Consider the following 12,767-nt stretch of genomic DNA (forward strand, 5'->3'; position numbering starts at 1 on the left):
GTTTTGCTTCAATTTCGTCGAATTGTTGTTTCCGTAGTCAGCGCACTGGCGCTGGCTGCACCGGTTTATGCAGGCAAACTCGCGATTGTGATTGATGACTTCGGTTATCGACCACACTATGAAAATCAGGTGCTGGCGATGCCGCCAGCCATCTCTGTCGCCGTCCTGCCTAATGCGCCTCACGCGCATGAAATGGCGACCAAAGCGCACAATGGCGGCCATCAGGTCCTCATCCATCTGCCGATGGCCCCCCTCAGCAAGCAGCCGTTGGAAAAAGATACCCTGCGCCCGGACATGAGCAGCGACGAGATCGATCGCATCATCCGCGATGCGTACAATAAAGTGCCGTATGCCGTGGGTCTGAATAACCATATGGGCAGCGCGATGACCTCCAGCCTGTACGGTATGCTGAAAGTGATGCAGGCGCTGGAGCGTTACAATCTCTATTTCCTCGACAGCATGACCATCGGCAACAGCCAGGCGATGCGTGCCGCTCAGGGGACGGGTGTAAAAGTCATCAAGCGCAAAGTATTCCTGGACGACTCCCAGAACGAAGCGGATATCCGCGTGCAGTTCAACCGCGCGGTACAGCTGGCGCGCCGTAACGGTTCGGCGATTGCCATTGGGCATCCGCATCCGTCTACCGTTCGCGTTTTGCAGCAAATGTTGTCGGGCTTACCCGCCGATATTACGCTGGTGCGTCCGAGCGATCTGCTCAATGAACCTCAGGTGGATACTTCTCGTCCGGGTAGCACGCAACCATCCGCAACGCAGCCGCGTAATCCATTCCGCGGCGTGAAGAACTGCACGCTGAAACAGCCGCCTGAACCGGTCTATGCAACCCGCTTCTTCTCGGTGATTGGCGAAAGCATCAGCAGCAGTACACTGGTTAAATACGTCCAGCAACAGTGGCAGGGTTGGGGAAAAAAAGCCTGATCGGCTAACGCCTATTCTGCCAGATAAGAGTCCGACTGCTCTTTTGCAACGGACTCTCTCTTTTCCCGATCCTGATACCAGGCCTTGAAATACTTCAAAAAACTGTACGCCGTGGCATAAACCCCTGTCACCACACCTACTTTGCCCTGACGCCAGGCACCGCTAAACAGATACCATTTGAAAAATGCGCCGATAGCGCTGATCGCGCCGCGACCAAGAGAGGGACGTATCGTCTGATATTGAACCAGGCGAGTGGTATATCCGTTTAATTTATTAAAAAGTTCATGCAGCGAATGAAACGTCTCATGTCTGACATAACCTGGAATACGTTCAGAACGGAGAAAACCTTCAACCTGATCGTCTACTGGCCGGTTATTAAATCGCGACTGCGTACGGTTAAAAAGACGCACCGGATAATCCGGTGATGAGACGGGATAAATCGTTCGGACATTTTCTCCCAAAACAAACCAGTGACGACATATCCGCCACGCCATATCCAGTTCGGGTTCATCGCCCATTTTTAATTCTAAAATAGCATCAACGGTTTCTTGATCGAGTATTTCGTCACTGTCCATGCACAGCACCCAGTCGTTATGCGCATGGGATACGGCATGGTTCATCTGCTCGCCGTGCCAGCTATATTTTTTGAATATGGGCGACAATCCATAACTCTGGCAAATATATATCGTCGAGTCTGTACTTCCGGAATCCACTATAACGAATTCATCTGCTATTTTTAAAAGAGGAGGAATAACATCGTGCAACGTTCTTTCGGAGTTAAACGTTAATAAGCAGACCGTTATTTTAAACATATTTTCACTCTCTCAATAACGACATAAAATTTTTCACTCATACTATCGAATTGAGAAGAGGCGATTAAAGTCTTAAATCGCACTTTTAAAATAAGCGCGTTTAAAATGTTTTCTTGTAAAAAGACAAAGAAATACAAAAAATCTATTTTATTTCAGTAAATTCTTTATAATGCGGTCAGATGAAGGGTAGCATACGGATTCAGACATGCCGCAAAAACGTAAAATCCTCCTCCTGGACACGGGCAAAGAATGGGGGGGAGGTACCAACAGTATGCTTGAGCTTCTGAAGCGAATCAACCGCGACAAATTCGACATTACTTGTTGTTTTTACAGTGATTATAGTCGTGCTGAAGGTCAAACGATTGGCCAGGTGCTCAATAGCATTGGGATCCCGCTACTCGTTATCCCTCAACGTAAGCAACCGGCATGGGCAAAACTACTGAAAGAAGCGGGACGTGGTCTGCTGTTTTTTTCGCGTTCAGCGCGCAAAGCATTTACGCGGCATATCGATACCCTGTGGCGCATTCGCCCCAACGTCAGCAAGATCGAGACCATTTTCAGGGAAGGTGGATTCGATACGCTGTATATGAACAACCAGCCAGGCTCTAACGAAGAAGGGTATCTGGCGGGCGCAAACCTGCATGCGCGGATAATCCAGCACTGCCGGATTGAACCGGTGCTGACCCCGCCGCTGGTGAAGTTGGTCAATGCCCATGCCACAAAAATCATCGCCGTCTCGCACGGCGTTGAACGCGTGTTGCTTCAGCATGGCGTCCGGCCAGCGCTGTGTACCACGGTCAACAATGCTATCGACATCCACCAGCCTTTGCCCGACCGACGCGCGATGCGCCAGCGCCTGAACATTGATGACGACACGTTTGTGTTCGGCAGCATTGGCTCGCTAATCCCTCGCAAAGCCAACCACCATACGCTGGAGGCGCTGGCACAGTTCAGCCAGAGGCACCCGCAGGCAAAATGGAAGATGGTGCTGGTCGGTGAAGGGGCGGAGCGCGGCGCACTGGCGGCACAGGCTGACGCGCTGGGTATTGCTGAGCACGTCATTTTTACCGGTTTCCAGAACACGCCTTTTGACTATCTCGCCACCTTTGACGCATTTATTCTGGCCTCGAAGAGCGAAGGCCTGCCGCGCGTCGTGCTGGAGGCAATGCTGCTGAATATTCCCGTGATTGGTTCAAAGGTGACCGGCACGGCAGAATTGATCGATCATGAGTCGACCGGCCTGCTGTTTCCCTGGAGCGACGTGTCGCAACTTGCTCAACATCTGGATAATATCTGGCAGGATCCTGCTCTGCGCGCCCGGCTCGCCGCTGCCGCACACCAGAATGTCTGCAACATGTATGCCATTGAAAGCTATGTTAACGGTGTCGAGGCCGTTCTTGGCGCGCAATAACCAAACGAGAAGAACATGTTTAAATTCCTGAATGCTCGCTACCGCCACATTACCGGGCGTCATAACATTCCTTACGCTTCCCTTCCGGTCACGCGCGATCTCGTTGCGGTGGATTCCATTGTGATCCCGTGTACGGGCGCGGATTTCGTCGAAGAGGCGTTATTGTCAGCGACCTTTGCAGAGCGTTATGCCACCGACGTCAGCGAGATTGTTATCGTCAGCGATCAGCCTGAATCCGCTTTCGGCGAGCTGCCGCCAAAAACCCGCGTTGTTACCCTCACGCTTCCAAAACGTGAAGAAGGTTACCGCTATAAGCAGATCTACCTCAGTCGTCTGGTGAAGCTTAACGCTCCGTTGCAGGCGCGCGGTGAAGGTGTGCTGATGATCGACTCCGATCTCAACCTGCTTAAAATGCCAGAGATCAACATGGCGGATATGCACATCTACTCCAGCTTCCGTCAGGGCAAAATGATTGCCAAGCTGGACGGCGCGCCAGCGGAGAAAGTGCCGGCATATTACAAAGAAACGGTGCGTCCGTATCTGGTCGATCACGTTAACGGCGCGTTTCTTGCCGCCACCAAAAAGACCTGGCGCCGTATCTGCCCGCTGTGGCTGACGCTGTTCCAGGATACCTGGGAGCTGATGGACGACACGCAGCCGCCGACCGATCAGCTGCCGCTCGCTGCGCTGCTGGACATGCTGGATGTAAAAACGGTTAACCTCGGTGACTGGATGAACTGGCCGGTCTCCAAGAAGATCGGCGGTCAGGAAGCCGTTGTGCCGAAAGAGGTGATTGGCGCGCACGGTGGTTTCCCGCTTTCCGAATGGCAGAAGTATCTGGAATCGCCGGATAACAAACTGCTGTTCAAAGGCCAGGATTACACCCGCAAAGTGCGTTACCTGACGGACGAAGAGAAAAAGAATCAGTAAAAAAAGGGGCCGCTGGCCCCTTTTTAATTACTTATCCCAGCTCAGGATCACTTTCCCTGACTGGCCGGACCGCATTGCGTCAAAGCCCTGCTGGAACTCATCGATGGAGAAACGGTGAGTGATAATCGGGGACAGATCCAGACCGGACTGGATCAGCGCGGCCATCTTGTACCAGGTTTCGAACATCTCACGGCCATAGATGCCCTTAATGAACAGCCCCTTGAAGATGACTTTGTTCCAGTCAATGGACATATCTGACGGCGGAATACCCAGCATCGCGATACGGCCACCGTGGTTCATGGTGTCGAGCATGGTGCGGAACGCCGGTGGCGCGCCGGACATCTCCAGACCCACGTCAAAGCCTTCGGTCATGCCCAGCTCTTCCATCACATCGGTCAGGCTCTCTTTCGAGACATCCACCGCGCGGGTGACGCCCATTTTGCGCGCCAGCGACAGGCGGTATTCGTTCACGTCGGTGATCACCACGTTGCGCGCACCCACGTGCTTCGCCACGGCTGCCGCCATAATGCCGATGGGGCCCGCGCCGGAAACCAGCACGTCTTCACCCACCAGGTCGAAGGAGAGCGCCGTGTGTACCGCGTTGCCGAACGGATCGAAGATGGAGGCCAGATCGTCAGAGATATTGTCCGGGATTTTGAAGGCGTTAAACGCCGGGATCACCAGGTATTCCGCGAAGCAGCCCGGACGGTTCACGCCCACGCCGACGGTGTTGCGGCACAGGTGGGTACGCCCACCGCGACAGTTACGGCAGTGACCGCAGGTAATGTGGCCTTCACCGGAGACGCGATCGCCAATGTTGAAGCCTTTTACTTCCTGGCCGATACCCACCACTTCGCCGACATATTCGTGACCGACAACCATCGGTACCGGAATGGTTTTCTGTGACCACTGGTCCCAGTTGTAGATGTGAACGTCAGTACCGCAGATGGCGGTTTTACGAATTTTGATCAGCAGATCGTTATGACCGACTTCCGGCTCCGGCACGTCGGTCATCCAAATCCCTTCTTCCGCTTTCAGTTTGGATAACGCTTTCATCATACGTCCTCAGGCAATGACGCCCAGCTGTTTGCCGATGCGGGTAAAGGCTTCCACCGCACGTTCAATTTGTTCAGGCGAGTGCGCCGCAGACATCTGGGTGCGGATACGCGCCTGACCTTTTGGTACCACCGGGAAGAAGAACCCGGTCACGTAAATCCCTTCTTTCTGAAGCTCACGAGCAAATTTCTGCGCGACAACCGCGTCGCCCAGCATCACCGGAATGATCGCGTGATCGGCACCGGCCAGGGTGAATCCTGCGGCACTCATTTTTTCACGGAACAGGCGGGCGTTAGCCCACAGGCGGTCGCGCAGCTCAGCCCCGGATTCCACCATCTCCAGCACTTTAATGGAGGCAGCCACAATCGCCGGCGCCAGGGAGTTGGAGAACAAATACGGGCGGGAGCGCTGGCGCAGCCACTCGACCACCTCTTTACGCGCGGCAGTGTAGCCGCCAGACGCGCCGCCGAGCGCTTTGCCCAGCGTACCGGTGATGATATCCACGCGGCCCATTACGTCGCAGTATTCGTGGGAGCCACGACCGTTTTCGCCGACAAAACCGACCGCGTGAGAGTCATCCACCATCACCAGCGCGTCGTATTTATCCGCCAGATCGCACACGCCCTTCAGGTTGGCGATCACACCGTCCATGGAGAACACGCCGTCGGTGGCGATCAGGACGTGGCGAGCCCCTGCTTCACGAGCCTCTTTCAGGCGCGCTTCCAGCTCCACCATGTCGTTGTTGGCGTAGCGGAAACGCTTCGCTTTGCACAGGCGTACGCCGTCGATGATGGAGGCGTGGTTCAGGGCGTCGGAGATAATCGCGTCTTCTGCGCCGAGCAGGGTCTCAAACAGACCGCCGTTGGCGTCGAAGCAGGAGGAGTACAGAATCGCGTCTTCCATTCCGAGGAAGTTCGCCAGCTTTTGCTCAAGCTGCTTGTGGCTGTCCTGCGTACCGCAGATAAAGCGAACGGAGGCCATACCGAAACCGTGGGTGTCCATGCCGTTTTTCGCCGCGGCAATTAGCTCAGGGTGATTCGCAAGACCTAAGTAGTTGTTCGCGCAAAAGTTGATCACATGGCTGCCGTCGGCAACGGTGATGTCCGCCTGCTGGGCAGACGTGATAATACGCTCTTCTTTGAACAACCCTTCCGCACGTGCGGTGTCGAGGTCGCTGTTTAACTGTTTGTAAAAATCACCACGCATTGCAATTCTCCAGACTCGGCAAATTTTGGCACATATTACCCAAACCAATAGTTCATGACGAGATGACGCAGTATCTCTTCTCGTTTTTGCAGCATAAATCACGCGTACCCCTGCTGCATATCGGTGAATGGCTGAAGCCTGAGCATTGTGATGATATGATAAAGAGATTAGCGTTCGGGATATTCCCCGACTCATACTTTAAAGGTTACAGTTATGATCATCGTTACTGGCGGCGCGGGCTTTATCGGCAGCAATATTGTTAAGGCCCTCAATGACAAAGGCATCACCGACATTCTGGTGGTGGACAACCTGAAAGACGGCACCAAGTTCGTGAACCTGGTGGATCTGAACATCGCTGACTACATGGATAAAGAAGACTTCCTTATCCAGATTATGGCGGGTGAAGAGTTCGGCGAGATCGAAGCCATCTTCCACGAAGGTGCGTGCTCCTCCACCACCGAGTGGGACGGCAAATACATGATGGATAACAACTATCAGTACTCCAAAGAGCTCCTGCACTACTGCCTGGAGCGTGAAATTCCGTTCCTGTACGCCTCTTCCGCGGCAACTTACGGTGGGCGCACTTCAGATTTCATCGAATCCCGCGAATATGAGCAGCCGCTGAACGTTTACGGTTACTCCAAGTTCCTGTTTGATGAGTACGTACGTCAGATCCTGCCAGAAGCGAACTCGCAGATTGTCGGCTTCCGCTACTTCAACGTCTACGGGCCGCGCGAAGGCCACAAAGGCAGCATGGCGAGCGTGGCGTTCCACCTGAACACCCAATTAAATAACGGCGAAAGCCCGAAACTGTTCGAAGGCAGCGACGGCTTCAAGCGTGACTTCGTCTACGTGGGCGATGTGGCGGCAGTAAACCTGTGGTTCCTGGAAAATGGCGTGTCCGGCATTTTCAACCTGGGCACTGGCCGCGCGGAATCCTTCCAGGCGGTGGCAGACGCGACGCTGGCGTACCATAAGAAAGGCAGCATCGAGTACATTCCGTTCCCGGATAAGCTGAAAGGCCGCTACCAGGCATTCACCCAGGCGGACCTGACTAACCTGCGCGCCGCAGGCTACGACAAGCCGTTCAAGACCGTTGCCGAAGGCGTAACGGAATATATGGCCTGGCTGAACCGCGACGCATAAGCATGAAAATTCTGGTGATCGGCCCGTCATGGGTGGGCGACATGATGATGTCGCAAAGTCTCTATCGCACGCTCAAGGCGCGTTATCCCCAGGCGATAATCGACGTGATGGCACCCGCATGGTGCCGTCCGCTGTTATCGCGTATGCCGGAAGTGAACGAGGCGATCCCGATGCCGCTCGGACACGGGGCGCTGGAAATCGGTGAACGCCGCAAACTCGGCCACAGTCTGCGCGAGAAACGCTATGACCGCGCGTACGTGCTGCCTAACTCCTTCAAATCCGCCCTTGTGCCCTTCTTTGCGGGCATCCCGCACCGTACCGGCTGGCGCGGTGAAATGCGCTACGGCCTGCTGAACGACGCCCGGGTGCTGGATAAAGAGGCCTGGCCGCTGATGGTGGAGCGCTACGTGGCGCTGGCCTACGACAAAGGCGTAATGCGCAGCGCGAAAGATCTGCCGCAGCCGCTGCTGTGGCCGCAGCTCCAGGTAAGCGATGGGGAGAAATCCCACACCTGCAACGCATTTGGCATTTCGTCCGAACGCCCGATGATTGGGTTTTGCCCTGGCGCAGAATTCGGTCCGGCAAAACGCTGGCCGCACTATCACTATGCAGAGCTGGCGAAACAGCTTATCGATGAAGGCTATCAGATTGTGCTGTTTGGCTCGGCGAAAGATCATGAGGCGGGCAATGAAATTCTCGCCACGCTGAGCACCGAGCAACAGGCATGGTGCCGCAACCTGGCCGGGGAAACGCAACTCGAGCAGGCGGTTATCCTCATTGCCGCCTGTAAGGCCGTGGTCAGTAACGACTCTGGCCTGATGCACGTCGCCGCCGCGCTGGACCGCCCGCTGGTCGCGCTGTATGGCCCAAGCAGCCCGGACTTCACGCCGCCGCTGTCGCACAAGGCGCGCGTGATCCGTTTGATCACCGGCTACCACAAGGTGCGCAAAGGCGATGCCGCAGAAGGTTACCATCAGAGCCTGATCGACATTACCCCGCAGCGTGTTCTCGAAGAACTCAACGCACTGCTGTTGAGCGAAGAAGGATAACGGATGCGGGTATTGATCGTTAAAACCTCCTCAATGGGTGATGTTCTGCATACGCTGCCGTCGCTGACGGACGCCATGCGGGCCATTCCCGGCATCCGTTTTGACTGGGTGGTGGAAGAAGGCTTCGCGCAGATCCCCACCTGGCATGAAGCGGTTGATCGCGTGATCCCGGTGGCCATTCGCCGCTGGCGCAAAGCGTGGTTCTCCGCACCGATTAAAGCCGAACGCAAAGCCTTCCGCGAAGCGGTGCAGGCCCGGCGTTACGACGCGATCGTCGACGCCCAGGGGCTAGTGAAAAGCGCCGCGCTGGTCACGCGTCTGGCGCACGGCGTAAAGCACGGCATGGACTGGCAAACCGCCCGCGAACCGCTGGCGAGCCTGTTCTATAATCGTCGCCACCATATTGCGAAGCAGCAGCACGCCGTGGAACGTACCCGCGAGCTGTTCGCTAAGAGTCTCGGCTATGCAAAACCCGACCTCCAGGGTGACTACGCCATCGCACAGCATTTTCTGCGCGAAACGGACAAGGATATCGCGCCCTATCTGGTCTTCCTGCATGCCACAACGCGCGACGATAAGCACTGGCCGGAAACGCACTGGAGAAGGCTGATTGAACTAATGCAACCTTGCGGTATCCATATTAAACTCCCGTGGGGCGCTGAACATGAGCGGCAGCGAGCGGAACGTCTGGCAGCAGGTTTTTCCCACGTCGAGGTGTTACCCAAACTCACGCTGGCGCAGGTTGCCGCACAGCTGGCGGGCGCTAACGCCGTCGTTTCTGTGGATACAGGGTTAAGCCATTTAACCGCCGCACTGGATCGTCCTAATATCACGATTTTCGGCCCGACCGATCCGGGGTTGATCGGGGGTTACGGTAAAAACCAGCATCAGATGGTCAGCCCTACGCAACAAACGAAGGATATTAGCGCAGATGCTATTTTTTCATTTTTACAGGGCAGCCATCGGCTTTCCAACAGGGATATTTAACCCATGAGTTATGTATTTCTGCTGATTTTACTCTTTCCGGTGAAACTCATCCGGAAGCTGTTTCGAAAGGACACGGGCAAGAACCTTGTCATTCAGACAGCCAAAATCGGTGACTTTATTAATGCGACGCCTCTTCTGGCATATCTGCAAAAAAGCGATGTGTTGATCAGTCGCAGCGTTGGCGCGCTGGCGAAGCATGATGAGACTATTGAGCAGATCTATTTTATTGAGCAGCATAAGCGCAACCTGTGGCGTAAACTGTGCTTCGCGTGCAGGATCATGAACCGCTACGACAACGTCTACCTGCTACAGCCCAACAGCGTGAACCTCTTTTTTGCCGCCGTCTGCAATGCCAAAAACAAACAATTTTTAAGCATTTACACGCGCAGGTGGTATCACGGGATTTTCTATCTCGCGGCCGACGGTACCGTTGAGCATGGCAAAAAAACGCTTTCGGTGACGAACTACCTGAAACTGGCCGACCGCTCGCTCACGTGGCAAGACTCTCCCAAGCACGCCACAAAGCCACTCTTCAAGCCGACGACCTGGCCGGCCATACTTGATAAACCTGGCGTTATCCGCATCGGCATCAGTATTGCGGCGGGCAATAAAGCCAAAACCGTCCCTCCGGTTATCTGGAAGCGGATTGTTGATCAACTTGCTGATTTACCCTGCGAGTTTTATGTCTTCGGCGCGCCAAACGAACAGTCGTGGATGGACGATATCACCCGTCTTTACGGTGACATCCCCAATTTTATCAATCTTATTGGCAAAATTTCGCTGGAAGAGCTTCCCTGGGCCATTTCTAAGATGGACTGCTATATCGCGTCTGACTCGGGGAATGTCTACATCGCAGACGCCGTCGGCGTGCCGGTGGTCCTGCTGTTTGGACCGTGTTGTCACTATGAACAGCGTCCGCTTGGCAATGTGATGCTGATCGGGAATGACGATAACATTTGTTCTTATGTGTTTGAAACGCGCTATTACTTCCCGCAAGAACGGGAAGCGCTATTCTCTGTCACTGACTCCGCGTTACACGATCTTCAGCAGTTTATCCGTACATTACCAAAAGCCCGCTCACTGGCTAGCGCTACCGACGCTCAAGGAAACTAATTTTTATGGCTTTTTTAAGCGTCATTATTGCTGCGCATAACGCTGAAGCTACGCTGCACGCCACGCTTTCAAGCCTTCTGGCAGCAACCGATCAGGACACTGAAATTATTATTTTCAATGACAGTTCTGAGGATGCCACGCAGGCAATAATTGAAGAGTGGTCGCCGAAATTTCCTCAGATCATAACGCGCACCGTGAACTTTCGTAACGTAGGCCGGGTAAGAAACAGCGCTGTCGCGCTGGCATCGGGTGAGTATATTACGATGCTCGACAGTGATGATTGCTTAAAGCCGGGCAGCCTCAGGGACGCAATAGCCTTCCTGAAAGCGCAACGTCCGGACATGTTACTGACTCGTTTGCTTGAGATTCGCGATCCCCGGAAAATGACTTCAGACTGGCAGGGATTTAATCCTGTGCCATTGTCACAACATGAAGCAATTGCTCGTTTCTTACGTCATAAAGACTTTCAGGCACATCTCATTGGCCAGTTTATTCATCGTAGCCTTTACGAGAAAAATCCCATACCTCCGATGTTATGTTATGAGGATTTCGCTGTCTTCCCGGGAATGTTGATGCAATCGAGCAAAATAGCCTATCAACGCCAGGGGCATTATTATTACATCAAGCGTCGCGACAGTTTGTCGAGCAGTCTGGACGCCAGCAAAATTTCAACGCTTGTCGAATGCACGTTACAGATGGAAAGAACATTTCCGTCACGCTACAAACATCTCGTCAATTGCCACTGGTTTGATATTTACAGCAACCATCGGTCCTGTCTTACAGACCAACAATTGCAGCTCGTGAAACAACGCGTAAAGACCATGTATACATTGTCTTTTTTCCTGTCCACCGATGTTCGTTTTAGCTACAAAAAAAGGGTTATTGAGGCGTTATGGAAAAAATAAAACCACGGCTATATCAACTGACGATCGCTTTAAGCCTCATCTCCTTGATACTGGCTTTAGTCAGTTCTGGGAAGCAAAGAGAGTTTTTCTATATCGCTATTTACGTCAGTATTATTGGCCTGGCTTTCGAATATAAAAAAATCACTTTGCGACCTTTTACTATAGCGCTGCCCATTCTGCTGATTGGGTTACTTAACCTCGGCTGGTACTTACTCTATGAGTATCATAACGAGGGCCTCAACCTTTACAGCGACTACCTCGGTGCCAGCAAAAAGTTAATTTTAGCGAGTGTCCTGATTTTCTATATCGACCGCTTTAAGTTTTATATCGATAAGGATACCTTCAGGAAATTCTTCTTCTTCGCAACGGCCCTGGGGTTTGTGCTCGCCACAGGGTATGGCTTGTGGCAGGCCTCGCAAGGTATGACTCGCGTTGAGATGGCAATTAACCGTGCCACCGTTTCAGCTTATGTTTATTCTGTCCTGTCACTGGCTTTCGTATACAGTCTTTACCTTCAACAGAACGTGAAGCTGTATGTTGTTGCGGGCTTCACTATATTAATCTCTTACTTCGTCATACTGTTGACGGGGACCCGCGCTGCGATGGGTTTATATCTGCTTCTGGCGATTGTGCTCACGCTTTATCATTTCAGAAAGATTCATCTTAAATCAGCCCTCATCTTTTTATGCATTGTTGCAGGCGTTGTAATCGTTAGCTACAAGCCATTGATTTCGCCAAAAATACAACAAACCCAACGTGAGGTTGAACGTTATCAACAAGGTTTTGACCGCACCTCACTCGGCGCACGTTTTTCGATGTGGACTATCGGGATCGAGAATGGTCTTGCCCATCCGTTAGGGCAATCGCTGGAAGAGCGTGAAGCGTGGACCCGACACTACATTAAAGACGGCCATCCTCACCTTGGCAGTGCACTCGAATACATCAAAGTCCACCTGCATAATGAATTTATTGAGAAATACTCTTTGCAGGGGATCCCCGGCGTAGCGGTAATGCTCTTTTTCTTCGTTTCGATGATTGTGTATGCCCTACGAAACAGAAACGCACTGCTGCTGACGTCGATGCTTCTTTTGCTTTTGTATGGACTGACAGATGTCATACTGCTCAGTTCAGAAGCCTTAATCTTCTTTATGATTTTGTTTGCGCTAAGTACACCTTTCTCACAAACAAAACAGCAATAACAAATATGCCCGCCTGG

At 53.1% G+C, this 12,767-nt stretch carries 12 protein-coding genes; 9 read left to right on the plus strand and 3 right to left on the minus strand.

Annotation, left to right across the window (positions count from 1 at the left end; all coding sequences use genetic code 11):
* The first annotated feature begins 3 nt into the window (after positions 1-3).
* A complete protein-coding gene (locus SK58_RS01195; RefSeq protein ID WP_032620676.1) occupies positions 4-936 on the plus strand; it encodes a divergent polysaccharide deacetylase family protein in 933 nt (310 codons plus the stop codon).
* 11 nt (positions 937-947) lie between these two features.
* Here SK58_RS01195 and SK58_RS01200 read toward each other — a convergent pair whose 3' ends face one another.
* Complete coding sequence (locus SK58_RS01200; RefSeq protein ID WP_048219238.1) at positions 948-1,748, minus strand: glycosyltransferase family 2 protein; 801 nt, start codon at positions 1,746-1,748, stop codon at positions 948-950.
* Between the two features lie 205 nt (positions 1,749-1,953).
* Between SK58_RS01200 and SK58_RS01205 the strand changes: the two genes are divergently transcribed.
* Together SK58_RS01205 and SK58_RS01210 are read left to right on the plus strand one after the other, a co-directional pair.
* Positions 1,954-3,159 (plus strand): glycosyltransferase, encoded by a 1,206-nt coding sequence (locus tag SK58_RS01205; protein WP_017693957.1) that lies wholly within the window; start codon positions 1,954-1,956, stop codon positions 3,157-3,159.
* 15 nt (positions 3,160-3,174) lie between these two features.
* Complete coding sequence (locus SK58_RS01210; protein WP_015570028.1) at positions 3,175-4,089, plus strand: hypothetical protein; 915 nt, start codon at positions 3,175-3,177, stop codon at positions 4,087-4,089.
* Between the two features lie 27 nt (positions 4,090-4,116).
* On the opposite strand, the gene tdh is transcribed toward SK58_RS01210, so the two are convergent.
* Positions 4,117-5,145, minus strand: coding sequence for an L-threonine 3-dehydrogenase (tdh, locus tag SK58_RS01215; RefSeq protein ID WP_017383610.1), 1,029 nt, complete (start codon positions 5,143-5,145; stop codon positions 4,117-4,119).
* Positions 5,146-5,154: 9 nt separating this feature from the next.
* Positions 5,155-6,351, minus strand: coding sequence for a glycine C-acetyltransferase (kbl, locus tag SK58_RS01220; RefSeq protein WP_015570030.1), 1,197 nt, complete (start codon positions 6,349-6,351; stop codon positions 5,155-5,157).
* 213 nt (positions 6,352-6,564) lie between these two features.
* Here kbl and rfaD point away from each other — a divergent pair, with 213 nt between their 5' ends.
* From rfaD to SK58_RS01250, 6 genes are read left to right on the plus strand one after another with little or no spacing between them, the layout of a single operon-like run.
* Positions 6,565-7,497 carry an ADP-glyceromanno-heptose 6-epimerase gene (gene rfaD, locus SK58_RS01225; protein WP_003860858.1) on the plus strand — a complete coding sequence of 311 codons (933 nt, stop codon included), beginning with the start codon at positions 6,565-6,567 and terminating at the stop codon, positions 7,495-7,497.
* Positions 7,498-7,499: 2 nt separating this feature from the next.
* Complete coding sequence (gene rfaF / locus SK58_RS01230) at positions 7,500-8,546, plus strand: ADP-heptose--LPS heptosyltransferase RfaF (RefSeq protein ID WP_015570031.1); 1,047 nt, start codon at positions 7,500-7,502, stop codon at positions 8,544-8,546.
* Positions 8,547-8,549: 3 nt separating this feature from the next.
* Positions 8,550-9,533: a lipopolysaccharide heptosyltransferase RfaC gene (gene rfaC, locus SK58_RS01235; RefSeq protein ID WP_023302889.1), complete on the plus strand. Its 984-nt coding sequence runs from the start codon at positions 8,550-8,552 to the stop codon at positions 9,531-9,533.
* Positions 9,534-9,536: 3 nt separating this feature from the next.
* Entirely contained in the window at positions 9,537-10,646 is a 1,110-nt protein-coding gene (locus tag SK58_RS01240; RefSeq protein ID WP_017693958.1) for a glycosyltransferase family 9 protein, read from the plus strand.
* A 5-nt stretch (positions 10,647-10,651) separates the two neighbouring features.
* Entirely contained in the window at positions 10,652-11,551 is a 900-nt protein-coding gene (locus SK58_RS01245) for a glycosyltransferase family 2 protein (RefSeq protein WP_048219241.1), read from the plus strand.
* The gene (locus SK58_RS01250) at positions 11,539-12,750 is read left to right on the plus strand and encodes an O-antigen ligase family protein (RefSeq protein WP_015570034.1); all 1,212 of its coding nucleotides are present in this window, start codon (positions 11,539-11,541) and stop codon (positions 12,748-12,750) included. Before SK58_RS01245 ends, SK58_RS01250 begins: the two co-directional genes overlap by 13 nt.
* Positions 12,751-12,767: the final 17 nt, after the last annotated feature.

The organism is Enterobacter sp. BIDMC93 (assembly GCF_001037805.1).
GTDB lineage: Bacteria > Pseudomonadota > Gammaproteobacteria > Enterobacterales > Enterobacteriaceae > Enterobacter > Enterobacter hormaechei_C.